We start from the raw sequence: 24,628 nt of genomic DNA, 5'->3' as shown, positions 1-24,628 counted from the left end.
GAGAATGCAGGCATGGCGAATCTTATTCAATTGAAAAAATGCACCGTCACTCGTGGTGAAACCCGTTTGCTCGGGCCTGTTTCCATGGCATTGGTTCGGGGCAAGCACCTCGCCCTTGTCGGGCAAAACGGATCGGGCAAGACCACACTCCTCAAACTGTTGCGGGGCGACATCCTGCCCGATCGTGGTGGCGAACGCGCCTATGATTTCGGCGATGGACCGCAGCAGACGGTTCTGGGGCTTCGTCAGCGTATCACCATGGTCTCGTCTGACATGCAGGACTTTTATCATCTCAATGCTCCCCGCACTCTGGGGCGTTCCATTATCCTGTCGGGATTTTACGACACACCACTCCTCTACGGCACCGCCACTGATGATCAGGAAGCAGGCGCAGACGGTATCATCGACGAGCTCGGTATAGCCGATCTGGGCGAGGCCCGGCTCGGCACGCTCTCCACAGGCCAGTTGCGCAAGCTGCTTATTGCTCGTGCGCTGGTTTCCAACCCGGATGTGCTGCTGCTGGATGAATGTCTTGAAGGGTTGGATGTCGCCTCGCGCAGTGAAGTGCTGGCTCTGCTGGAAAAGGCTGCTGATCGGGCAACACTGGTTTGTGCGGCCCATCGTATAGGTGATGTTCCGCGCTGCGTGAATGATTCCATCGTGCTTGAAGCGGGTGAGGTGGTGCGGCATGGCGATCGGCAGGATGCCCTCGACGGTTTGCATGAGCATGAGCCTGATTTGGCTGTGTGGTCAATGCCCGAACAAACCGCTCCTGATTACGATTATCTTCTCCGCATGGAGCGAGTCTCCGTCGTTGCCGACCATGTGCGTTTTCTGCATTCCGTGAACTGGACCGTGCTCCCGGGCGAGAATTGGATGATTCTCGGCGACAATGGCGCGGGCAAGTCTACGATTATCAAACTGGCCATCAGTGAAATTTCTCCCTACGCAGATGATGACGAAGGTGTCGGCGTCATTGAGCGGCTCGGCGGCATGACTATGGACGAGGCGCGTCCGCTTATTGGCGTGGTATCGCCCGCACTCCAGACTACCTATGCCCGAGAGCAGAGCTGGGAAGTCACGGCCATCGAGACCGTACTCTCCGGGTTCTATGGCAGTCAGGGCATGCTCGAAGAGCATACCGACGAGGAATACCTCGCGGCGCAGGAATGGCTGGCCCGAGTGGGGCTGGCTGATCTTGCAGATCGCCCGCTTCGCCGCATGTCTTATGGTCAGCAGCGGCGCGTATTCCTCGCACGGGCAATGGCTCCCGGACCACACCTGTTGTTACTCGACGAGCCCATGTCCGGGCTGGATGCGGACTCCCGTTCGCTCATGCTGGCGTTGCTCCAGAAACTGGCCGAGGCCGGATTCCCCCTCGTGCTGGTCACACACCATGTGGAGGACCGAATCCCCGCCATCAACCGGGTCATGCTCATGGAGAACGGGCGTCAGACATTTTGCGGCACGCGCGAGGAATTCGAAGTCACTCAAAAACAGGACTAGCCCGTTGCCAAGGTGCTTGGGACAGGGTATTGTCGTCCCATACATTTCCGGAGGTCACAGTGCGGCGAGAAGGCGAAGTTAGCTGGTTCAACGAACAGAAAGGATTCGGGTTCATCACAGGTGATGACGGTACCGATATCTTTGTCCATTACACCGAAATCGTTCGTGACGGTTTCCAGACCCTTGAGGCTGGAGAAAAGGTGACCTTTGACGTCACCGACGAAGACGTCGGCCCCAAGGCCGTGGATGTCAGACTGAAGGCTGATGGACCGCAGATAGCGAGATTCTAGTTCTTCGCAGAATGAAGAAATGAAAAGCCCCTCAATGAGGGGCTTTTCTTATATATGTGGTAGCGAGGAGAAGAGAGCGTCCCCCAGTAATTTCGGAAGTCTTTTCGAGTATATGTTTAGGCAATTATTTAAATAGGTTGTCTATGCATCTCTCTTCGAGAGTCTGTAAGAGTCTGTAAGAGTTTGTAAGCGCAACTTGGAGCAGTGGTCAAGTAGCAGAGGGACCATAGGGACAGTTCGACAAAAGGAGATGGCGGGGATTAAATCAGACTGGTTAAATCTCTGGGATTGTAATACAAAGCAGATTGTTTAAACCACAAACTATCCGAAGTACTGCTTTCGGGAGGTTTCCGTGATCATTCGCCGCATCCGACTACTGTTTTTTTCGTTGCTCCTCTTGCTACTGTTGAACGCAGGCGTATCGTTTGCGGAAGAACGGCTTGTAGTTGCAATTGACGCGACATATGCCCCGATGTCTTTTGTTGCCCCAAATGAAAAGCCAGAAGGTATTCTGGTGGAACTATGGCGATTATGGGCTGAACAGACCGGACTCGAAGTGGAATTTGTTCACGGAACGTGGGAGCAGACTTTGGAGATGGTCAGATCAGGGGAGGCTGATATCCACTCAGGTTTGTTCAAAAACAAGCAGCGTTCTGAGTGGCTATCATTTTCTGATGCACTTTATTCCATCAAGAGTGCGTATTTCTATCGGACTCAATCTGAAAGACCAGAACTAAACAAACTAACGGATGAGAAGTTTGGGGTTGTTGCTGGGACATATCAGTATGAATATCTCCAGAGCACCTATCCGGACATACATATTACAATTTATGAAGATCATAACGCCTTGCTTACAGGGCTTATCTCTGGAGATGTTGACGTAATTCTTGATGAAGTTCCTACCATAATTCGGGGTGTGGCTCGGTATGGTTGGCAAGGTCTCGTTTCCCGACTGGCTTCTCAGGAAATGGCAAATACTGTGCATGCAGGGACGCTCAAAGGGCGTGAGGGGCTTGTTAAACTAATCAACGATGGCTTCCGAAGGCTCGATCCAATGCGTTTGTCCGCTATTGATGAGCGGTGGACTGTGAACCCAAATGATCGATTTTATCAGCAGAAAGAGGCAAGTGCGACCAATTCTCTGACAAAGGAGGAAAGGCTCTATATCAAGGATCATCCGTCAATATCACTAACATCAACTCCGAATTGGCCTCCTTTTGAAATGAAAATGCCTGACGATTCCTACGCGGGTATTGCGGCCGATTTCATACGGTTGGCAGCGCAAAAGGTCGGTCTCAAAATAAATCCCGTATTCGATACCGATTGGGGAGCACACATGGAGAAGCTCAAGAAAGGAGCACTCGATGTTGCGCCCGGCCTCAATGAAACAGCCAAGCGTCTCGAGCATTTTACTTTCACGAAACCATACATTGAATACTACTCTGCAATTTTTACGAAGACAGAAACTGACGATATATCCAAACCTGAAGACCTCACAGGGAGAACTGTCGCTCTGGAAGATGGTTACGCGATAGCAAGAAACCTTCCTAACGATCATCCAGAGATCAACATCATGCTTGTCAAAACAACGCAGGAGGCTCTCGAGGCAGTTTCGACTGGCAAGGCAGACGCATATATTGGCAATCAAGTCGTCGCATCGTATCTGATCAAGAAATACACATTGCCTAATCTGAAACTTGTCAGTCTTTGGAGGACAGACCTTCCCGGCCAATTACGTTTCGCCGTTGACAAGGACAATCCAATTTTGAAGGGAATCCTGCAAAAAGGGTTGGATGCAATATCCAAGAAGGAAAGGGAGAGTATTCTCTCTACCTACTTGGATGTCTCTGGGTTCAAGCAGAAAATATTTTCATTATCGAAAGAGCAATGGGAATGGTTGAAGGGACACCCAAGGCTTGTTCTTGGGGTTGATTCACAGAGTGCTCCTTTTGAATTCGTAGACGAAAACGGTGAATATAAGGGAATTTCGTCGGAATATATTCGCTACATCGAAGATAAGCTCAAAACTGAGATGGTGCGGGCAAAGGGCTTGAACTGGAATGAAGTCCTTCAATACGCTCAAGAAGGGCGAATCGATATTCTTACTACCGTCGTTCCAACTCCAGAAAGGAAGAAATATTTATTATTTACTGATCCTTACCTGTCTTTCCCAGTCGTTATTTATTCTCCCAAAGAGGCTTCGTTGATCAGTGGAATCGATGATATCCGTGGCGGGAAGATTGCTGTTGTAAAGGGGTTTGCAACACAAGAGTACCTTCAGACTGATTATCCGGGAATGGAGTTGTCTTTGTACCCCACTGTTGAAGATGCAATCAACGCCCTGTCACTTGGCGAGGTCGACTGGTTTGTCAACGATCTCGCTACTGGGAGTTATTCAATCGAACAACTGGGAGTGACCAACCTCAAGGTCGCTGCTTCAACTGATTATCCCATGTCTCTGTGCATGGCTGTCCGAAAGGATTACCCAGAACTTGTCGCAATCCTCAATAAAGCCTTGAATTCCGTTTCTGAGGAGCAAGCCTTCGAGTTTAAAAGCAAGTGGCTTGCTCTCAAGTTCGAGCACGGACTGGATATGAAAACTGTTTTGACTTGGGTGTTGCCCATATCCGGCGGTATACTTCTCATCGTGGGGCTTATTGTTCTTTGGAACAGAAAGTTGGGAAGAGAGATTTCTGAAAGGAAGAAAGCTCAATCAGAACTAGCTGAGACTCTCGATTCCTTGGATGAAAAGAACCAGATGTTGGAGGGGCTTTCATCTAAGCTGTCGAAGTACCTGTCCCCGCAGGTATACGACTCCATCTTCACGGGAGATCGTGATGTTGCTTTGTCAACTGAACGTAAGAAACTCACTGTCTTCTTCTCGGACATCAAGGATTTCACCCAAACAACAGATGACATGCAGCCGGAAGACTTGACGGCGTTGCTCAATCACTACTTCACCGAGATGTCAGCCATTGCATTGGAGTATGGAGCAACCATCGACAAGTTTATCGGTGATGCCATGCTTATGTTTTTTGGCGATCCTGAATCAAAGGGCGTTAAGGAAGATGCCATACTATGTGTGCGTATGGCCTTTGCAATGCAAAAACGAATGGAGTCGCTTGAAAAGGAATGGCACCGAATGGGGTATGACAAACCATTCAAGATGCGTGTTGGCATTAATACCGGATATTGCAATGTCGGTAACTTTGGTTCCGAAGTACGTATGGACTACACAATTATTGGTGGAGAAGTGAATTTAGCAGCTCGCCTCGAAGGGCAAGCTGATCCCGGAGGAGTTCTCATCTCGTCTGAAACATACTCTCTCGTACAAGGCATAGTTAATGCTGAGGAACGTGAAGCAATTTCAGTGAAGGGGATCAGGCGTGCTATTCAGCCGTATGCGATCATGTCTTTACGGAATGGCGAAGGGGTAGAAAAAGACAGAAACCAAACGATCACACATTATCAAAAGGGCGTTGACATCTTCGTTGATCTTGAACTGTTAAATGAAGAAGAACGCGAAGCTCTTTCAAACCGTTTGGATAATATCGCCAAGGATTTGGTGAAGTAGCCATTTGTAGACACGTTCTCTGATCAGTGGACAGCTTTTGTTCGTATGGATTGTTCCGAAACTCAAAAAAGAAAGCCTGTAAAATCAAAGTTGATTTTACAGGCTTTCAATATTGTCGTGGTAGCGAGGAGAAGACTTGAACTTCCGACTCTGCGGATATGAGCCGCATGCTCTGACCAACTGAGCTACCTCGCCACGTTTTAGCTGTGAAGCGGAGGCGTTGTATAGCCAGAAATGCGGGTGGTTTTCAAGGGGAAAATCTCAATTTTTAGAAATCTGTGTACTTATCCTCCATTATTCCTTCATCTTTAAAAGACAGGATAGATTTCCTGCTCAGTAGCCTTGTCCCGCTTGGTCGTTCCCAGCGCGCCGGGTTCTGGTCTGTATTTGCCGGTTTCCAGCAACTGATCGATCACTGGCCCGAGCTCTTCGGCATACGCGGCGTTAGCGGCGACATTGGGATGCCCGTCAAAGGGCGAAAGGCGGTACAGATAGGTTCCCACTTCATCGCACAGGTCGAGGTCCACCGGACCGGGAGCCCAGTTGAGGCCGGTCTTGTGAAGGAATTCGCGGTAGCCGGTGTTGGCCACGAGGTACTGGACGTGGAAGGTCGCGCCATGCTTTTTGCACAGGTGCTCCATGGACAGGAGCAGGTGCTCGGTGGTCTTCCGGTGTGCTTCGTTCTTGGCCCGGCCTCCGTAGAAAAGTCGGTTGAGGCGGCGTTCCACCAGCTTGATGAGCGGGCTCTTGTCGGAAAGCGGGAGATGCTTGTAGCCTTCAACGGGGTACCGCTTGAGCGCGCGCTTGCCTCCCTTGTCCTTGGAAATACAGGACGGCGCGGTACCGCCTTGCTCGGCGAGGATGCGGAGATAGTGGTGGTCTGAAACCGAGCGGGCTTCCAGTCCGGGAGAGAAACCGAGAATGACCAGCTTGGGGCGGTCCCGTTCGATGGTCTGCTCCATCTTCAGGAGTATCTGATAGAGGGAATAGCCCGACACACCGTAGTTGTGGATGGCGGAATCCGGTCGGGCCGCCTGAACAAGCCACGTGTAGGTGGTGTTGTCGTCGAGCCCCCAACCAAAGGTGTTTGAGCAGCCGTAAAAGTTGATGGTGGTGTCGCTATCGACAGGTGATTCAGTCGTGACACGCCGCCCTTGGGCATCCGTGGTCACGGTGTATTTCAGGGAAAGCTTTTTTCGCGGGATGGCGAAGGAATTCTCATTGGTCTTGTTTGGAGCCAGTGTCCAACCGAGATGTGGATCGCGGACATGACCAGTGAAGGATTTGGTCACCAGCGGCGCCATAACCTTGTCTTTTTTGCGGCGGCCACGGAAATTTACATTGGCGGCGCGGAGCAGGAAATCACTCCATATCAGAATGGTGAGAATCGCCACCCCCCATGCGATGCCGAAGAAGTAGCCGATGGCTACGGCTACAAGCAGGGGAATAAGGAATAGCACCGCAACGAGCGGGAAGGAAAAACGCTCAAGCTGAACGTCCGAATTGTGGGGAGAAATGTTCATGCTCATGGCTGAGTTGGATAACAGCCATGAGCATGCGTTGGCAACTTAAGTCTAAATATCATCCACCAGCAGCGGCTCGCCCTTTTCCGGGGCCAGTTCCAGCTTGATGGCGTCCTTGGCACAGGACGCTACGCAGACACCGCAGCCCATGCAGTTGTCCTTGCGGATATACGCGGACTCCTTGTTGAAGCCGATGGCCTTGAACTGGCACTTCTGGACGCAGACACCGCACCTGACGCAGGCCTCGGGATCAATATCTGCCAGATAACCGGAGTGGCAGAGCATGTGTACGCCCTTGGCGTGGGACTTCATGGCACCGCAGCAGCAGGAGCAACAGTTGCAGATGGCGTAGAAACGACCGAGCATGACGTCCTTGAAGAAAGCATGGGAGACATGGCCGCGGGCCTGTTCCTGCTTGATGATGCGCATGGCCTCTTCCGGCGTGATTTCGCGGGTCTTGTCCGGATGGTGCTCCTGCATGAAGGAGGCGAAGGGGTCGCCCACCAGCACACAGACATCGGTGGGCGTACAGGGATTCTTCATACCGGCACGGCAGGGACAGTCGAGCAGAATGATTTTCTCGGGATTGCGCAGGATGATCTCGCGGGCCCGGGTGTAAGGCAGCACCTGCTCCGGGATTTCAGTGTTCACCACACGGTTCAGCTTGATGAGCTTGTTGGCCTCGTCTGCAGGCATGACCTTGCCGTGATAGGTGTCGCCCCAGGTGGGTTTGCTCTGGTTGTGGTCGCCCACCTGATTTTCCTTGGACGGGAAAAAGGGTGTCATCCAATCAGCAAGTGCCACCAGTGGAGCCCACAGATAGCGCCACCATGGGTCCTTGTCTCCGGCGAGGCCGATGTAGTGGTAGCACCACTTGCCATAGACATAGCCGTGGATGCGTTCGAGGAGGGGAAGACCGTGCGCTTTGGAGTCACGGAAATAGGCGATCGTGGATTCTTTTACAAACGGTGGTCTCATAATAAACAGGCGTTTTGTTGAATGTGCAACAAGAGTATTTTAATTGTAACTGGTCAGCCTGTAATGTCAATGGACATCCGAGATACATCGTGGCAGCTTGAGTGATCAATCAAGCCGGAGTGTTCATGTTTCGCATTCTCATGTTTGGCGTACTCGCCAGCCTGTTCTTCAGTTCCACATTTGTTCTCAACCGTGCCATGTCGCTGGAAGGCGGCCACTGGGTGTGGTCGGCCAGTTTACGCTACTTCTGGATGCTCCTGCTCCTGGCTGGCTGGCTCGGTGTGACGGGCAAGGCTCGCCTTGGCTTGGATGCGCTTCGCCTCTATCGAAAGCACTTTCTGTTCTGGACCGTGGCGGGCAGCGTCGGGTTCGGTGTTTTTTACGCTCTTATAACCTTCAGCTCCGTTTACACGCCCGGCTGGGTGGTGGCGGCCACATGGCAGTTGACCATTCTGGCCACGCCATTAGTGCTGCTTGGCTTTGGACGGCGAGTGCCGCTCAAGGCGATTTTGCTCACCCTCATCATTTTTGTGGGCGTGATTCTGGTCAACGTGGAGCAGGCCTCCACTGCGAGTCTGTCCAGCACCTTGTGGGGAGCTCTGCCCGTGCTGGTAGCTGCCTTTGCCTATCCATTCGGCAATCAGCTCGTGTGGGAAGCGCGTGCAGGGGAAAGCAAATTCCTGCCTGCAATCGATCACCCGGCCATGGACGATTCCATTTGCCGGGTGCTTCTCCTGACCATCGGTTCTCTCCCTTTGTGGGTGTTGCTCATACTGTTCACGTCGCCGCCAGTGCCTTCCACCGGGCAAATCGTACAGACAGGCATCGTCGCAGTTTGCTCCGGTGTAATCGCCACTTCACTTTTTCTCCACGCGCGTCACTCGGCGCAGTCCTCCGCAGAGCTCGCGGCCGCCGATTCCACCCAATCCATGGAAGTGATCTTTTCACTGGCTGGGGAAGCTATCCTGTTGGGCCACGTGGCACCCGGACCTGTCGGTTGGGCAGGGATCGGCCTGACCATGCTTGGTCTGATTTTGTATGTGAAGGTGCAGAGTAAGGGCTAGAGGCTACTGAGCGGGTTCGCCGAAATACTTTTCCCGCAAGGCTTCGTGTTCCGGCGTCGTCTTGAACTTCTTCAGTTCTTCAGAGAAGCGTTGGACAAATGACTTGGACACAGCTTCACGGTTGAACATGATGTAAAGCCCGTCCTTCTTGATGACAACGTCGTTGCGAGGGACGATGTTCTTTATCCCCAGCTGCTGCAAAATATGCATGCCGTTTCCGTATTCTGCTGCAATGGCGTCCAGTCGATTGAGAGACAGCTTCTTGAAATTGATCAGGTCCGTGGTGACGGCCTCGACGGTGCAGTAAGTCTGGATGAAATCCCAAAACTCGTTGGTGTAACTGTAGCCGAGCACAACACCGACACGCTTGTCCTTCAGGTCTTCCAGTGAATTGAACTTCACTCCGGGCCTTGTCCAAATGACCCACGGGGATTCAAAGAGTACTTCGTCGGGATAATATGCGAAAGCTTCCCTGTCCTTGGTGTGATTGGCGGAGAAAAGCGCGTCTGCATGGCCTGTTTCAACGAGGTTCAATGCCCGCTTCCATGGGAAGGCTGTCAGGGTGTCGATAGGGGCTCCCATTCTCTTGTAAACCTCTTCCACCACTTCCGTTGAATACCCGGAAACCACGGTTTCCGTCTTTATCTGATAGGGCGGCCAGATATCGCAGACAATACGCATCGGACGGTCCGTCGCATGAGACGTCCCGGTCATGATGACGGCTATGAAAAGCAGTATTGCGATGGCGAAAGGAAATGGCCTGTTCCGCATGAAATTCTCTCCCTTACAAACATGCATAACAGGAGTAATCGCCTTGTGTCATTATAAAACGGCTACGATTAGGAACCATTGAATGAAGGCTGTGCAGAATAGTATTCTTGATAATGTTAAAACCAGTTGCATTCGTATGGGGTGAGTGTGCGAACGCGAACAAATGATGGTTTGGAGCACAAAAAAAGACAGGCCCGAGAAAAACTCTCGGGCCTGTCTTTTTTATAGTCTGTTATTTGCTCTATTTGCCTTTGGCTTCCTTGGCCTTCTTCTTGCGGCCTTCTTCGCGGTGGCGGACCAGAGCGGAGAGTTCGATCTTGCGGAGGCGAATGGACTGGGGAGTGACTTCAACGAGCTCATCGTCCTTGATGAAGTTGAGGGCGTATTCCAGGGTCATGGGTTTGACCGGGGTCAGGATAACGGCCTCGTCCTTACCGGAAGCACGCATGTTGGTGAGCTTCTTTTCCTTGGACGGGTTGATGTTGATGTCGTTGTCACGGTTGTGCTCGCCGACGATCATGCCTTCGTAGATGGCGTCGCCGGGCACGATGAACATGCGGCCGCGCGGTTCCAGGTTGAAGATACCGTAAGCGACACCCTTGCCGGCGCGGTCAGCAACCAGAGAACCGGTGTAGCGGGAGGTGAACTCGCCGCGGTGCTCGCCGTAGCCTTCGAGGTAGGAGTTCATGATACCGGTACCCTTGGTGTCGGTCAGGAACTCGTCGCGGTAACCGATGAGGGCGCGAGACGGAACAGAGAATTCGAGGCGAACGCGACCGGTGCCGTGGTTGACCATGTTGGACATACGGCCTTTGCGGGTCTGGATCTTCTCGGTGACGATGCCCATGAATTCCTCATCGCAGTCGACGAAGAGGTGCTCGATGGGTTCCAGCTTCTTGCCGTCCTGTTCCTTGATGATGACTTCGGGACGGCCAACGGAAAGTTCGAAACCTTCGCGACGCATCTGTTCGACCAGAATGGCCATCTGGAGTTCACCGCGGCCCTTGACCAGGAAGGCGTCCTTGCCGTCGGTGTCTTCGACCTGAATGGCCACGTTGAGCAGGGTCTCCCTCATGAGGCGTTCACGAATCTTGTTGGACTGAACGTGCTCGCCCTCTTTACCGGCCAGCGGAGAGGTGTTGATGCCGAAGCGCATGGACACGGTGGGTTCGTCCACGGTGATGCGGGGCAGGGCCTTGGGAGCTTCCTTGGTGCAGATGGTGTCGCCGATTTTGACGTCCTCGATACCAGCGATGACGATGATGTCGCCAGGCTCGCAGGTCTCGGTGGGGACGACCTTCAGACCGTCATAGGTCTGGAGCTTGGTCACCTTCAGAGGAACTTCCTTGCCCTCGTCGGCCAGGCAGAGGAGCTGGTCGTTGGACTTGGAGGAACCGTGGTGAACCTTACCAATGGCGAGACGGCCAAGGTAATCGGAGTAGGAAAGATCGGACACGAGCATCTGGAAGGGCTCGTTCTCGTCATAAGACGGACCGGGCACGTTTTCCAGAACCATGTCGAGGAGGATGTGCAGGTTCTCGCCGCGTTCCTCGGGGGTTTCCATGGCGATGCCGTCACGACCGATGGCGTAGAGCAGCGGGAAGTCCAGCTGTTCCTCGTTGGCGTCGAGATCGATGAATAGGTCGTACACTTCGTTGAGCACTTCCTCGGGACGGGCGTCCTGACGGTCAACCTTGTTGATAACGACCATGAGGGCGAGGCCCTGCTCCAGTGCTTTCTTGAGCACGAAACGGGTCTGAGGCAGGGGGCCTTCAGAAGCGTCAACCAGCAGGATGGCGCCGTCTGCCATGGACAGGGAGCGCTCCACTTCGCCGCCGAAGTCGGCGTGGCCCGGGGTGTCGATGATGTTGATCTTCACGTCTTTCCAGGAAACGGAACAGTTTTTGGCGGCAATGGTGATGCCGCGCTCGCGTTCCAGATCCATGGAATCCATGATACGGTCGTCCACTTCCTGTCCTTCACGGAACAGGCCGGACTGTTTGAACATGGCGTCCACAAGAGTGGTCTTGCCGTGGTCAACGTGGGCGATGATGGCAATGTTGCGAAGTTTGTCGTTAGTAATCATATATTCTCCAATAATATGTAATGGGCGCACTTGTGCAGGTGAGGGGGTTAACCGAATTGGGTGCGGCTGGCAAGCAGAGATTGAGTAACAGATAAGATTCCATTTCAATTTATAACGGATTCGCGTTAGCGTTACCGTACTCGTTTCCTGTTCGACTCAACCTCGGAGAAGCTCATGGCGAATGGTCTATCCATTGGAAAACAATTCACTTCCGCCCTCGTTGTCACTGGTTATATGGTGGGCGCGGGCATCCTTGCATTGCCCATCAATCTCGGTCCGTCAGGAATTTTGCCTGCAGTGGCCGGAGCTTTGGCCGTTTGGTTCCTCATGACCTGTACCGGTCTCGTCATCTCCCGGCAGCCTTTCCTTGCCGAAAACGAGGACGCTGACCTGCCTACTCTGTTCGAGGCCGTGCTCGGTCCGGCGGGCAAGAAGTTCAGCGTGGTGGCCAACCTCGTCATTCTTTACGGGCTGTTGGTGGCCTATTTGGCCGGTGTGGCGTCTGTTGCCGTCAGCTCCTTCAAGATCGGATTGCCCGAGTGGGCGGTGCTGGTCATTTATTTTTGCGTGGCGACGTTGCTGGCGTCACTGGGCGATACCATGTTGCGCAAGGGCAACGCCGTGCTCATGACCCTGATGTGGCTGCTGTTCGGTACGTTGCTGGTGCTGGTGGTGCCGCATTTTCAGGGCATCGATGCCGAAGCCGCGGATATGAAGTTTTTCACCTCCGGCTTACCGATTCTGGTGGTGGCATTCAATTTTCACAACGTGGTGCCGACCCTTTGCCGTGTGTTGAATCATGATCGGAAAGCTATCGACCGTACCATCTGGATCGGTTCGGGAATCGGAATGACCATGACTCTGGTCTGGACCGTGGCCGTTATGATTACGCTGCCCATGGAATCTACCAACGGCGTGGATATTATCTCAGCCTTCAAGGCGGGCGTCCCTGCCACCGTACCGCTGGACAAGCTCATACAGTCCAAGGCGTTCGTGGATGCCTCCATCGCCTTTGCCGTGGTGGCCATGACCACTTCCTATATGGGCACGGGCGTATCCCTTATGAGCTTTCTCAAGGATGTGGCTGGTGATCGCCTGCGTTCCCGACTCGCCTTGTGGTTGGTCACCTTTATTCCGCCCCTCATTATCGGCATCGTCTACCCGGGCATCTTCCTCGAAGCCCTGAATATCGTGGGCGGCATGGGGATCGGAACTCTGTTCGGTATCCTGCCGGGCATCCTTCTGATAAAGCAGAGCGCCCCCGGTTCCAAGGGGCGACTCGCCGGATACGCTGTAGTGGCCTTCTTCACCATCGTCATGCTGGTGGAAATCGGTCAGGAAACCGGGCTGTTGCATATTGCCCCTAACATCAAGTACTGGTCTCATGTACATCATGCCATGTAACGGAGTTTACTTATGAGCGAATACAGATTGGAACACGATTCTCTCGGTGAGGTGCAGGTCCCGGCGGACGCCTACTACGGCGTCCAGACGCAGCGCGCCATGGAAAATTTTCACATAACGGGCATCACCATGTCCCACTATCCGCGGCTGATCGAGGCCCTTGCCTACGTCAAGCATGCGGCCTCCGAAGCCAACGCCTCGCTTGGACTTCTGGATGAGGAAAAGCATCGCGCCATTGCTCGCGCCTGCGAGGAGATTATCAACGGCAAGCTGCACGACCAGTTCGTGGTGGACATCGTGCAGGGCGGGGCAGGAACCTCGGCCAACATGGCTGCCAATGAGATCATCTGCAACCGTGCATTGGAATTCCTGGGCCATGAGAAGGGGCAGTATGAATACCTGCATCCCCTGAACGATGTGAACATGTCTCAGTCCACCAATGACGTGTACCCGTCGGCCCTGAACATTGCCGTTATTCTTGAACTGCGCGAACTGATTGATGCCATGAAGTATGTGCAGAAGGCCTTTGCCCGAAAGGGTGATGAGTTCGTGGACATCTTGAAGATGGGGCGCACTCAGTTGCAGGATGCGGTGCCCATGACGCTGGGGCAGGAGTTTCACGCGTGGGCTGTCATGATCGGTGAAGATGTGCAGCGGGTCGATGAGGCCGAAGACCTCGTTTACGAAATCAATATGGGCGCTACTGCCATCGGTACCGGACTCAACGCCCATCCTGATTACGCCCGCACTGTTACCGAGAAGCTGGTGGAGCTTACCACCCTCAACCTCAAGCAGTCACCTAATCTGGTCGAGGCAACGCAGGACACCGGCGTATACGTCCAGCTTTCCGGCGTACTCAAGCGCGTGGCCGTGAAGCTTTCCAAGATATGCAACGACCTCCGCCTGCTTTCCAGCGGTCCTCGCTGCGGCCTCAATGAGATCAACCTGCCACCCATGCAGCCCGGCTCCTCAATCATGCCCGGCAAGGTTAATCCGGTCATTCCCGAGGTCGTCAATCAGGTGGCCTTCGCGGTCATCGGCAATGACGTGACCGTGGCCATGGCCAGTGAAGCGGGACAGTTGGAGCTGAACGTCATGGAACCCGTCATCGCTTACTCGGTATTCCAGTCCGTAAACATGCTTCGTCGCGCCTGCATGACGCTGGCGAACAAGTGCGTGTTGGGTATCACGGCCAATCCAGAGCGGTGCCGTGAGCTGGTGGAAAATTCCATAGGTCTTGTTACGGCCCTCAATCCGTTCATCGGATATGAGAAGGCTGCCGAGATCGCCAAGGAAGCCATGAAGACCGGTGGGTCGGTCTACCAGATTGTCCTCGACAAGGGGTATCTGAGTCAGGAGGAACTGGACGATATCCTCAAGCCGGAAAACATGGTGAAGCCGAGATACTACAAGTAGTTATCCAGTAAATTACAGATAAGCCCCGCAGCATTGTGTTGCGGGGCTTTTTTTTGGGATTCCATTTGGATTAGTGATACCGATTCATAATCTCTTGCAGGCGACCGTCTTCTTTCATGGCGCTAAGTTCCTTGTTGAACAGACTCATGAAATCGTCCATGGGCTTGGCCTTGGTCAAGGCAAACCGGTAAGGAACGCTGTCCACGGCTTTGCCGAAAACAAACTGGTCGATGCTGATGTCCGGTGACTGCATGATAATCCACTCGGCCACATGGCGGTTGGTAACGGCAGCCTGAATGTGGCCGTGATGCAGCATGTGCAGCAGATTGTCGGTGTTGTTGACATTGTAGCGTCGCAGCTCTCCCTGCTCGAAGAGTGGTTCCAGTGTGGGGTAACGATAACCGAGGATCACGCCGACTGAGAGGTCCTTGAGCGGCTTATTGTCCAGATGGGCTTCTTCTTTGCGGAAGATCAGTACGTCGGTTGAATCGATAACCGGATCGGTCCATTGGAAGCGGGAAGGTTTATCAACCCATTCACGCGCCTTGGGTTGAATATGGACGCGACCTTCTGCCAACATCAATTGGCTGCGAATCTCCGGGTAATATTCAATATGCAGCTTCTTGCCGGTACAATTTGCGACCTCGTTAATGATGTCGAGCATGATGCCGCACGGTTCGTTGGTGTCCGTGATGATATAGGGCGGCCAGCCTTCCTTGGGGATGGCTAATGTGAAGGTGTCTCCTTTGTCTGTTGAAAACGCGGGCGTAGACGTGAGAAGTTGGCAAATTAACAAGGTTGCCGTGAAGAGAATTGTATATATCTGTTTCAAGTGTTTCCTTTAAGTAGCCATTGGGGGATAGGTTGTCATATTATATAGATAAAATGAGTTTAATCGTCTACCCTTTTTCTTGTATGACAACAAAATGTCTCCAGTAGGTGACAGACTTGTGCACTTGTTTGCCTTTTATCTGGAGTTGCTTTACCGTTTCTAGAGTATTTCGAGAGAATCTCATTGCTCATGATTGCGGAGGATCGTCATGCGTCATGCCATAGTCCTGCTTGCCATGCTGGCCGTTTTGGTCATGACTGGTTGCGCCTCCATCAATCCCTTCTCCAAACGAATTTATTCCACGCCGCCGCGTAACAAACCCACCACGACCACACCGGGCAGCTATGACCCGAAGACCCGGCCGTACACGGTTTTGGGCAAGACATATTATCCCCTCCAGACGGCTGTTGGGTACGACCAGGTGGGAATGGCGTCGTGGTATGGCGAGGACTTTCACGGCAAGAAGACCGCCAACGGATACATCTATGACATGTACGGGATTTCGGCCGCGCACAAGACGTTGCCGCTGGGAACACAGGTCCGTGTGACGAATCTCGAGAACAACCGCAGCGTGATTCTGGTGGTCAATGACCGTGGTCCGTTTGTGAACGGACGTATTCTCGACCTGTCGTACGGCGCGGCCAAGAAGTTGGATAGTGTGAATAGGGGCGTGGTCAAGGTGCGCATTACGGCCATCGGCACGGTCCCGTATGCTCGGAAGACCAATCCCGCTGCAGCGGTTGCGGTGAAATCTTTTCATGTACGGGTGGGGGCGTTCTCGGACAGGGAAAATGCAGAACGAACCCATCGGCGATTGGTGTCCATTGGCTACAAGGAGGCCAACATCAAAACTGAAATGAGGAACGGGCGACGGCTGCATATTGTGCAGGCTGGCAGCTATTCCTCTCGCGACAAGGCAGAACGGGTCCAGCGGGCTCTCAGTGAAGATTTTCCCACCTGTTACATTGTGAGTTGATTTCCGAGATGCCGGAATAAATCAGGATAAAGTTGCACAAAAAAAGGCCGCTCCCCAAATGGGAGCGGCCTTATCTATTAGTATGTTCCGCCTATTAGGAGGCTGCGGCGTCGTTCAACTCTTCAATAATAGCGTTCAACTCTTCCGCCAGTGCTGCGATCTCTTCAATTGCCTGCGCGGATTCGGTCATGCCGTGGGTGGTCTCTTCAGAGATGCGGTGGATTTCATCGATATTGCGGTTGATCTCTTCGGAGGTGGCTGACTGTTGCTCGGCTGCCGTGGCAATACTGCGAACCATGTCTGCGGAGTTCTGGACTGTGCTGACAATGTCGCCGAGCAGTTGGCCAGCTTCGTGGGCGTGAGTGGTTGCCTCTTCCAGCGCGGTGTCGGCGTGCTTGCTCTTGGAGACAGAGCTGTCGACTGCGGTCTGAATGCCATTGATAGCTTGCCCGACTTCCTGCGTGGCGGTCATGGTCTTCTCCGCGAGCTTGCGGACTTCGTCGGCCACAACCGCAAAGCCTCGCCCTGCCTCGCCTGCACGGGCAGCCTCAATGGCCGCGTTCAGGGCGAGCAGGTTGGTCTGGTCGGCGATGTCGGTGATGACGTTCATGACTGTGCCGATGGAGTCAGCCTTGATCAGCAGGTCGTCCATGACCTCGGTGAGCTCGTTGGTCGTGGTCTGAACACCAACGACTGCCTCAACGGTTTCAGATACTTTATCCTGACCTGCAATGGCCTGCTCACGACTGTGATGGGCGTTTTCAGCGGCGTTGGAGGAATTGTGGGCGACTTCGAGAACGGTTGCGTTCATCTCTTCCATGGCGGTGGCCGTGCTGGTCACTTGTTCGCGCTGGAGTTCTGCACCTTGGACGATGTCGCCAGCTTTGCCTGAAAGCTCGGTGGCGGCGGAGGCGAGGCTATTTGCGATGCCGGAGGCGGTTTCGGCCACCGTGGTCATCTGGGCCACCAGACGGGCCGTGTGCGCTTCACGCTCCCTGGCCTCGTTCATGGCCTCGTTGGCCTTTTCTGCCTGATGTTCGGCTTCAACGCCCTTGGCTTCGGCGTCGTCCATGGCTTTCTTCAGGGAATCAACCATGGAGACTATGTCGTTGCGAAGGGATTCCAGTTCGCCGGTGAGGGTGAAGGACTGGCAGGCATCAAAGTCGCCGTCCGCCACATTGCGAGAGCCTTCCTGCAATTTGCCAAGCGGGCCAAGAATGCTGCGGGCTGTAAGAATTACGGCCACGGCAACACCCAGTATCGCCAGCAACTCGATGATCAGTGAGATGATGTTCTCGCGGTCAATACGCTCTTCGAGAGTCTGCTGACTCCATTCCAGGAGTTCATTCAGGTCTGCTTCGAGTTTGTGCGCGGCTACGGTGAATTCTTTGGTCAATTCAACGATGTTTCTTTCCGACTCCGCATATTCGGTGAAGCTGGTAGAGTAGTTTCTGAGCAGAGCTTGCATCTGATCGGCCTGTTCCGGAGAAAATGCTTCAGACGCCGACGCCTTGGCCTGCATCTTGATCATGTCGGCATTGAACTTATCAAGATACTTGAAGTCCTTTCTGATAATGAAGTCTTTCTCCCGGCGGCGCAGCATGAGCATGGCGGCGAGGAGTGTGTCGTCCTCAGCAGCCTTGATCATTTCCTCGGCCTTATGGATGGTGTCGCGGAGCTTGCCACGCAAACCTTCCTTTTCGGAGAATCCCTGCTTTTCGACTTGTGCTGCCACATCCTGGAACAGGGCGAGGTAGCTCCGCATGTCTTCGATAGTGACTCCAGCGCGTTCAGCAAACTCACCATCCAGAGCGATGATGCTCTTGAGTTGGCTGATGGCCAATTCCACATTGGCCTTGTTCCTGCCAATGTATTTGGCGTCCTTTCTAACCAGAAAGTCCTTTTCGCTCCGCCTTGCCTGCAACATGTCAGATTCGGCTTCCAATGCGTCGATTTGAATGTTTTCGTATTTGATGATGGCTTTCTTCGCTGAACTATTTGCAATAAAAACAGCTATGAAGCCTGCTAGCGCGATGGCTGCAATCAGATAGAGCTTCTGCTTGATGGACACGATGTACCCCCCTTGTTGCCACTAGGTCGTGTAGGTCGATGCAGTTTATGTAGGTGTTTCATGTGACGGTAATTTCCCGGAGCCATTATCGATTATGCAAAAGTACTATTACCGCGGTGTGCCGATATGCATGTCGTCATTGACAATTACCGTTTTCAAACCAGCTACGCCGGATAGGGGAAATGTTACAATTATGCAACAAAAATCCGTAATAGTGACTATTTGAAAGATGGAAAACCGTTTGGAGGGCGGGGGATTTTCATATTGAAAAGAGATTCGTGGGGTGATCGAAAGATTGGCATGACAAAAGACGGCATCTTTGCGCATGGGAATGCACAAAGATGCCGTCTTTAATCGGTGATGTAATGTCTGTCGGGGCTATTGCTTCAGGTGCCAGACGCCCTTGTCGTCGCGCCAGGCCTTGGCCATGACAGATTGACCGTCCTTTTCGTCCTTGATGACCACGTCGCGGTAGACCTTGTTTTCAGCCATGTAGGGATGGCTCGGGGTGGCAGAGTAGGACTCGCCAGTGTCCGGGTTGGTCCAGGAAGATGCCTGACCAGACTTGTTGTTCTCCATGGCGTGCTGGAGCTTCTTTTCGTCGGACTTATCCCATTCGTTACCAACAATGTAACCCATGAGGACACCGACGCCAGCGCCAACGGCTGCACCGAGCAGTTTATCCTTGAAGGTGAGTGCGCCGATTGTGGCACCGGCAAGGCCGCCTACGGTTGCACCCTGCTGGGCTTTATTGGCTGCACAGCCGAAACCAGCCACCAGGAAAAAGCAAAGAAGGGCGATTGCGGTGAGTTTTTTCATTGTTTACCTGCCTTGTTGATATTCGTGGAAGAGTAATAATAGCGCATGAACATATTTATTGTACAGAATAGGAATGTGGATTCCCAATAAAAAAATGTTTTGAGAGTAAAAAGAATAATACAATCAAAAACGTATTGCGGCGCATCTTTTGCATATGCAGAAAAGCGTGTAAACTCCACAGAGATACTGCTTTTGAACACAAGGAACCCATGCGAATAGTACGATATATACTCCTCATCCTAGCTGTCCTGTGCCTGATGCCTCAAATGGCGAAGGCGGAAAAGGAACGCAGACACGTCCTGCTCATCAACTCGTACCATCAGGGATACAAGTGGACCGACTCCGAAGTGCAAGGCTTGAAGTCCGTTCTCGACGTGAGTGATTACAAGATCGATCTTCAGATCGAATATATGGACTCAAAACGCTATCAGCGCGAAGATATTACGGAAATGCTGGTTCGTTTGTATCGGGAAAAGTATGACAGTGAGCGCTTCGACGTAATCGTGACCACTGATAACGATGCTTACGATTTCATGACGAAGCACCGCCAGGAATTATTTCCGGGTGTGCCGCTGGTCTTCTGCGGCGTCAACGATCTTGATGCAGTGAGTCTTTTTCAGGGGGACGTCACCGGTGTGGGCGAAAACTTTGATCCGGCGTTGACCTTGGATGTGGCGCTGAAACTGAACCCGGATATGAAACGCATGATCGTTGTTGGTGATGAGTCATCAGCGGGCGTGACCATTCGCAGACAGGTTGAGGCGGTCGTCCCCTCGTATCGTGACCGTTTGAGCGTTGAATACTGGACTGCAAACTCCCTGACTGATGTCCTTGATCGTGTTAGGAAACTGCCCGAAAATACATTTCTTTTCTTCATCCCATACTACCAGACCGTGGGCGATCGCTTCTACACCGCGGAAGAGGTGATGACAGAAATCTACAAACACGCGGAAGTCCCTATCTACACCTCCTGGGAATTCCTTTTGGGTAACGGAGCAGTCGGTGGCTGGATGGTCTCCGGCTTCCGTCATGGTCAGGAAGCCGCGTCCATGGTGCTGCGGATCCTGTCTGGTGAGAGCGTTGATGATATTCCGGTTTTGCAGACACCTACTGGTCGTTTCTCATTCGACTATAACGTGTTGTGGAGACTGGGGATTGATGAGGAAAAGCTGCCGGAAGGAAGCCGCATAATCAATGCTCCCAGCCCGTTCTATGAGTTGCCCAAGGAATTGTTCTGGACCATCATGATCAGCTTCGTGCTGCTCAACATCGTTATGGTCTTCCTCATCATCACCATGATTGAGCGTCGCAAGATCGAGCGTAAGGTTAAGGATCAGCTCGCATTTCAGGAAATCCTCATGGATACCGTGCCACACTTGGTGTCATGGAAAGACAAGCACGGCAGGTACTTGGGTACTAACCAGGCCTTTGCCGAGTTCTTTGGATTCAAGGACGGCGATGAGGTGGTGAACCGCGGGGCCAGTGGCGTAATCCGTGATCAGGCCCACGTGCGGTGGGCCATGGCAGCCGATGGAGAAGTCCTTCGTAATGGCCGGGAATTTTATAAGGTTCGCCGTAAATTGTCAGATGCCTCTGGCACCAGAGCTTGGCTGGTTATCAATAAGGTACCGATTCGAGATCAGGCTGGCCAGATCGTCGGTGTCCTGAGCACGGCTGAAAATATCACCAAGGAATACAATCTTGAGAAGCAGCTTCTGCAGTCGCAGAAGATGGAGGCCATCGGCACGTTGGCTGGTGGTATTGCTCATGATTTCAATAACATTCTGACATCTATCATCAACTCGACCGAGTTGGCTGTAGGTGATCTGGACCCGGATACTGTAACCAGCAAGGACCTGCAACGTGTACTCAAGGCTGCCCGTCGTGGTGGTCGTGTGGTTAAGCAGATTCTTGCGTTCAGCCGTCCTTCGACCGAAGGCTTCCGTCCTACAGATGTTGGTGCGGTTATTTCTGAAGCCCTCAGTCTTTTGGAAGCCTCATTGCCCGGCAATATTGAGGTGAAGACTTTCATCGGCCCTCGGTTGGACTACGTGCATGCGGACCCAACCCAGTTGCACCAGGTAGCCATGAACCTCTGCACCAACTCGTTCCAGGCTCTGCGTCCCGCTGGCGGTACCATTGAGGTTCGGGTGGAGAATGCGAAGCTGGAGAAGGAAGAAGCCGACCTGCTCGCGATCCCGACAGGTGAATATATCCGTTTGACTGTTGAGGATAACGGTCCTGGCATACCAATTGAAATTGTTGATAAAATTTTTGATCCGTTCTTCTCCACAAAGGACAAGACCGAAGGCACAGGATTGGGCCTTGCTGTTGTGCACGGCATCGTGCGAAGTCATAAGGGAGCCTTGCGCGTATTCATGCGTCCCGGCGGTGGGACTGTGTTTGAAATCTACCTGCCAAAGACAGAGAGCAGCATGGCAGGTGGCAGGGCGCTGGGTAAGGTCATGATCCATGGCGGTGCCCATATTCTGTTTGTGGAAGACGACGAAGATCAATTGCATACTACACCGCGCCTGTTGGAAACCATGGGCTTTGCGGTTACGGCTATACGTGCTCCGGAAGAAGCGCTGGCTCGCGTGCGAGGTATGTCGCACCTTTACGATCTGGTGATTACTGACTACGACATGCCCGGCATGAGCGGAACTCAGCTCGCGGAAGCTATCAAGGAGTTCACGCCGAACATGCCGGTGATTCTGGTCTCGGGGCGCGAGGATGCGGCTATGGCTGCCGCGCACTTGCCCAACATCCGGCAAGTGATTATCAAGCCCTACGATAAGGACGACCTGTCTGCGGCCATTGGCAATGTGTTGCTGCTGGACAAAGAAGGATAAAAGGGGAGAAAATTGGCACAAGTACTCATCATAGATGATGATTTTGAGATCTGCGAGACTATGGAAAGCCTGATTACCAGGTTGACCCACCAATGCGACGCGGCGCACTCACTGGATGAGGGGCTGCAGAAGATCCGTGTAAACAGCTATGATGTTGTTTTTTTGGACGTTCGTTTGCCTGATGGCAATGGGCTCGACATCCTTCCCGAGATTATGGGGCTTTCCATGCCGCCAGAGGTCATTATCCTCACGGGTAAGGGCGATCCTGATGGTGCGGAACTCGCCATTAAGGGTGGTGTATGGGATTACCTCCTCAAACCATCCAGTGTGCGTGAGATTTCCCTGACCTTGGGCCGCGCCCTCAAATATCGTGAAGAGAAGGTGGGCAAGGCAGGGGAACAACCTCTTGATTTGGCCAATGTTGTGGGCACAAGTCCCTCAATTCAAGCAAGTTTCAAGCTCATGGCCGAGGCCGCTCGTTCCGACACCAACGTGCTCATAAATGGGCAGACCGGTACTGGTAAAGAGTTGTTCGCATCCACTATCCACTCCAACTCGAAGCGTAAGAGCGGGCAGTTTGTAGTGGTAGATTGCGCTGGCCTTACAGAAAGCCTTGTGGAATCGACACTTTTCGGTCATAGAAAGGGCGCCTTCACTGGCGCGCAGTCCGATCGTATCGGCCTTATCAAGGTCGCGGACGGCGGAACCTTGTTCCTTGATGAAGTAGGCGAAATGCCTCTGTCCATTCAGAAAGCTTTCCTGCGCGTACTGCAGGAGCGGACTTTCCGGCCTGTTGGCGATACTCGTGAGCAGACCAGTAACTTCCGTCTCATCGCGGCTACCAACCGTGATCTGGACGAGATGGTTGAGAATGGCGAGTTCCGCTCCGATCTGCTGTTCCGTATCAAAACCATGCGAATCCTGTTGCCGCCCCTTTCCAAGCGGCCTGTAGATATTCGCCCATTGGCCGAGTTTCAGGTCAAGCGGTTGTGCGATCAGTATGGCATGGCCAAGAAGACCTTCGGGTCGGACTTTTTTGCTGCTCTCGAGAGTTATGAATGGCCCGGCAACGTCCGGGAACTCTTCAATATTCTTGAGCGGGCCGTGATCTCTGCCGGTGATGAGAAGACCTTGTATGCCATGCACCTGCCGCGCACGCTGCGTATTCAGGTCGCCAAGTCGCAAATCAAGAAGATGACTGGCTCTGAAGTACTGGATGAAACCGATGCAGATGCAGTGGAAACTTCCGGAGTCCGAAAAATCGGACAAGAGATTTTTGAAGATATTTTTGACCAAGAATTGCCATCTCTTAGAGAATTTAAGGGGATTGCCGAGAAGGTCTATCTGGGCGAGCTTATCCGTCAGTGCGGAGGAGAGCTGCCAAAGATTTTGGAAGCATCCAAATTGTCTCGGTCTCATTTTTACTCTCTGTTGAAGAAATACGACCTGTCCATGTAGGGTGTTTCACCCCTCTGTTTTTAGCAGTCCAAGCTATTATATATGTAATGGTGGCTTGGGTTCCCGGCCGATTGGCCGAGATTTCACATGGGTTGGCTTGACATATTTCGGGCGCAAAAGTCGCCAAGTGCCCGTTTCGCCCCTTCCGCAGGGCAAAAAAATGCGGTTTTTTGTTACAGAACGCGATTTTTGACTTCCCCTCAATTCGTCTAGAGTGTAAGGGGAGAAAATACTTTCGCGTTCAAATTGTTTGAAACCAATTTCATAAAACTTATTAGGAGTGACAGATGACCAAAGCAGAACTCGTTGCCAAGATTGCTGACAAGAACGGCACCTCCAAGGCCCAGGCCGAAGCATGCATGAATGCTATCCTCGATATCATCAAGGATGAGCTGGCCGCTGGCAACAAGCTGACCCTGACCGGCTTCGGTACCTTCAGCGTTTCCGAACGCAAGGCTCGCACTGGCCGCAACCCCCGCACTGGCGCTGAGATCAAGATCCCGGCTACCAAGGTTGCCCAGTTCAAGCCCGGTAAGGTGCTGAAAGACGCTGTCAAATAACGACTGACGTCATCAGTAGATAAAGGCCCCCCGCTGCACAGCAGCGGGGGGCCTTCTCTGTTTGGTCGTCTGGTATAGCAGATAGGGTGCTGAACCTTACAATCAGGGTTTCTTTTCAGAAGAGCGGAAAAAGAGTCATATTTTTTCCGGATTATAATTCCAGCCTCCCCATATATTCCGCAATATGAGATTGTCTGAAATTTCAGACTTAGCCGGTTTTTTTAGTCCTGTAACGGTTTTGTGGCGGAAACACCCACATCGTGGGGGCGCTCGTGCAATTCTGCACAATCTGGTCTTCTTGCAGCTGTCCTTTTTTTCGGACTGGAACGTTCCTGTTACATGGTTACGAAATGCTCTGATATTTCGTAACAAGCTGGTTTTATGAGGAAAGTGTTGTTTTAGCGTTGTTGGCACGAATATTGAGAAGGGGGAACCATATTTCGACATG

At 52.7% G+C, this 24,628-nt stretch carries 17 protein-coding genes and 1 tRNA gene; 10 read left to right on the top strand and 8 right to left on the bottom strand.

The window, feature by feature from the left end:
- The first annotated feature begins 12 nt into the window (after positions 1–12).
- The 3 genes from HFN16_RS01015 (at position 13) to HFN16_RS01005 (ending at position 5,370) form a co-directional block, all read left to right on the top strand.
- The gene (locus HFN16_RS01015) at positions 13–1,506 is read left to right on the top strand and encodes an ATP-binding cassette domain-containing protein (protein ID WP_168888929.1); all 1,494 of its coding nucleotides are present in this window, start codon (positions 13–15) and stop codon (positions 1,504–1,506) included.
- Positions 1,507–1,565: 59 nt separating this feature from the next.
- Entirely contained in the window at positions 1,566–1,796 is a 231-nt protein-coding gene (locus HFN16_RS01010; protein ID WP_168888928.1) for a cold shock domain-containing protein, read from the top strand.
- A 352-nt stretch (positions 1,797–2,148) separates the two neighbouring features.
- The gene (locus tag HFN16_RS01005; RefSeq protein ID WP_168888927.1) at positions 2,149–5,370 is read left to right on the top strand and encodes a transporter substrate-binding domain-containing protein; all 3,222 of its coding nucleotides are present in this window, start codon (positions 2,149–2,151) and stop codon (positions 5,368–5,370) included.
- 118 nt (positions 5,371–5,488) lie between these two features.
- Here HFN16_RS01005 and HFN16_RS01000 read toward each other — a convergent pair.
- The 3 genes from HFN16_RS01000 to HFN16_RS00990 form a co-directional block, all read right to left on the bottom strand.
- Positions 5,489–5,565, bottom strand: a tRNA-Met gene (locus HFN16_RS01000).
- 113 nt (positions 5,566–5,678) lie between these two features.
- The gene (locus HFN16_RS00995) at positions 5,679–6,893 is read right to left on the bottom strand and encodes a hypothetical protein (RefSeq protein ID WP_210772221.1); all 1,215 of its coding nucleotides are present in this window, start codon (positions 6,891–6,893) and stop codon (positions 5,679–5,681) included.
- A gap of 51 nt (positions 6,894–6,944) precedes the next feature.
- Entirely contained in the window at positions 6,945–7,871 is a 927-nt protein-coding gene (locus HFN16_RS00990) for a 4Fe-4S binding protein (RefSeq protein WP_168888925.1), read from the bottom strand.
- A 125-nt stretch (positions 7,872–7,996) separates the two neighbouring features.
- Between HFN16_RS00990 and HFN16_RS00985 the strand changes: the two genes are divergently transcribed.
- A complete protein-coding gene (locus tag HFN16_RS00985) occupies positions 7,997–8,935 on the top strand; it encodes a multidrug resistance efflux transporter family protein (RefSeq protein ID WP_168888924.1) in 939 nt (312 codons plus the stop codon).
- 3 nt (positions 8,936–8,938) lie between these two features.
- Here the strand turns inward: HFN16_RS00985 and HFN16_RS00980 are convergent, their stop codons facing one another.
- Together HFN16_RS00980 and typA are read right to left on the bottom strand one after the other, a co-directional pair.
- Positions 8,939–9,706, bottom strand: coding sequence for a transporter substrate-binding domain-containing protein (locus tag HFN16_RS00980; protein ID WP_168888923.1), 768 nt, complete (start codon positions 9,704–9,706; stop codon positions 8,939–8,941).
- Positions 9,707–9,947: 241 nt separating this feature from the next.
- The gene (typA, locus tag HFN16_RS00975; protein ID WP_168888922.1) at positions 9,948–11,792 is read right to left on the bottom strand and encodes a translational GTPase TypA; all 1,845 of its coding nucleotides are present in this window, start codon (positions 11,790–11,792) and stop codon (positions 9,948–9,950) included.
- A gap of 174 nt (positions 11,793–11,966) precedes the next feature.
- On the opposite strand from typA, the gene HFN16_RS00970 reads away from it, so the two are divergent.
- Together HFN16_RS00970 and aspA are read left to right on the top strand one after the other, a co-directional pair.
- Complete coding sequence (locus tag HFN16_RS00970; protein ID WP_168888921.1) at positions 11,967–13,196, top strand: aromatic amino acid transport family protein; 1,230 nt, start codon at positions 11,967–11,969, stop codon at positions 13,194–13,196.
- 12 nt (positions 13,197–13,208) lie between these two features.
- The gene (aspA, locus tag HFN16_RS00965) at positions 13,209–14,612 is read left to right on the top strand and encodes an aspartate ammonia-lyase (RefSeq protein WP_168888920.1); all 1,404 of its coding nucleotides are present in this window, start codon (positions 13,209–13,211) and stop codon (positions 14,610–14,612) included.
- Positions 14,613–14,682: 70 nt separating this feature from the next.
- On the opposite strand, the gene HFN16_RS00960 is transcribed toward aspA, so the two are convergent.
- The gene (locus HFN16_RS00960; protein WP_168888919.1) at positions 14,683–15,444 is read right to left on the bottom strand and encodes a transporter substrate-binding domain-containing protein; all 762 of its coding nucleotides are present in this window, start codon (positions 15,442–15,444) and stop codon (positions 14,683–14,685) included.
- A 208-nt stretch (positions 15,445–15,652) separates the two neighbouring features.
- On the opposite strand from HFN16_RS00960, the gene HFN16_RS00955 reads away from it, so the two are divergent.
- Positions 15,653–16,420: a septal ring lytic transglycosylase RlpA family protein gene (locus tag HFN16_RS00955; RefSeq protein WP_168888918.1), complete on the top strand. Its 768-nt coding sequence runs from the start codon at positions 15,653–15,655 to the stop codon at positions 16,418–16,420.
- A 94-nt stretch (positions 16,421–16,514) separates the two neighbouring features.
- On the opposite strand, the gene HFN16_RS00950 is transcribed toward HFN16_RS00955, so the two are convergent.
- Together HFN16_RS00950 and HFN16_RS00945 are read right to left on the bottom strand one after the other, a co-directional pair.
- Positions 16,515–18,491, bottom strand: coding sequence for a methyl-accepting chemotaxis protein (locus HFN16_RS00950; RefSeq protein WP_168888917.1), 1,977 nt, complete (start codon positions 18,489–18,491; stop codon positions 16,515–16,517).
- A gap of 378 nt (positions 18,492–18,869) precedes the next feature.
- The gene (locus HFN16_RS00945) at positions 18,870–19,310 is read right to left on the bottom strand and encodes a glycine zipper domain-containing protein (RefSeq protein ID WP_168888916.1); all 441 of its coding nucleotides are present in this window, start codon (positions 19,308–19,310) and stop codon (positions 18,870–18,872) included.
- Positions 19,311–19,519: 209 nt separating this feature from the next.
- On the opposite strand from HFN16_RS00945, the gene HFN16_RS00940 reads away from it, so the two are divergent.
- From HFN16_RS00940 to HFN16_RS00930, 3 genes are all read left to right on the top strand, one after another.
- Positions 19,520–22,162, top strand: a complete 2,643-nt coding sequence (locus tag HFN16_RS00940; RefSeq protein WP_168888915.1) for an ABC transporter substrate binding protein — start codon at positions 19,520–19,522, stop codon at positions 22,160–22,162.
- Positions 22,163–22,174: 12 nt separating this feature from the next.
- The gene (locus HFN16_RS00935) at positions 22,175–23,620 is read left to right on the top strand and encodes a sigma-54 dependent transcriptional regulator (protein WP_168888914.1); all 1,446 of its coding nucleotides are present in this window, start codon (positions 22,175–22,177) and stop codon (positions 23,618–23,620) included.
- 287 nt (positions 23,621–23,907) lie between these two features.
- Positions 23,908–24,180: an HU family DNA-binding protein gene (locus tag HFN16_RS00930; RefSeq protein WP_168888913.1), complete on the top strand. Its 273-nt coding sequence runs from the start codon at positions 23,908–23,910 to the stop codon at positions 24,178–24,180.
- Positions 24,181–24,628: the final 448 nt, after the last annotated feature.

This window comes from Pseudodesulfovibrio sp. zrk46, assembly GCF_012516435.1.
Lineage (GTDB): Bacteria > Desulfobacterota > Desulfovibrionia > Desulfovibrionales > Desulfovibrionaceae > Pseudodesulfovibrio.
This window is presented reverse-complemented; position numbering and strand designations above follow the sequence as displayed.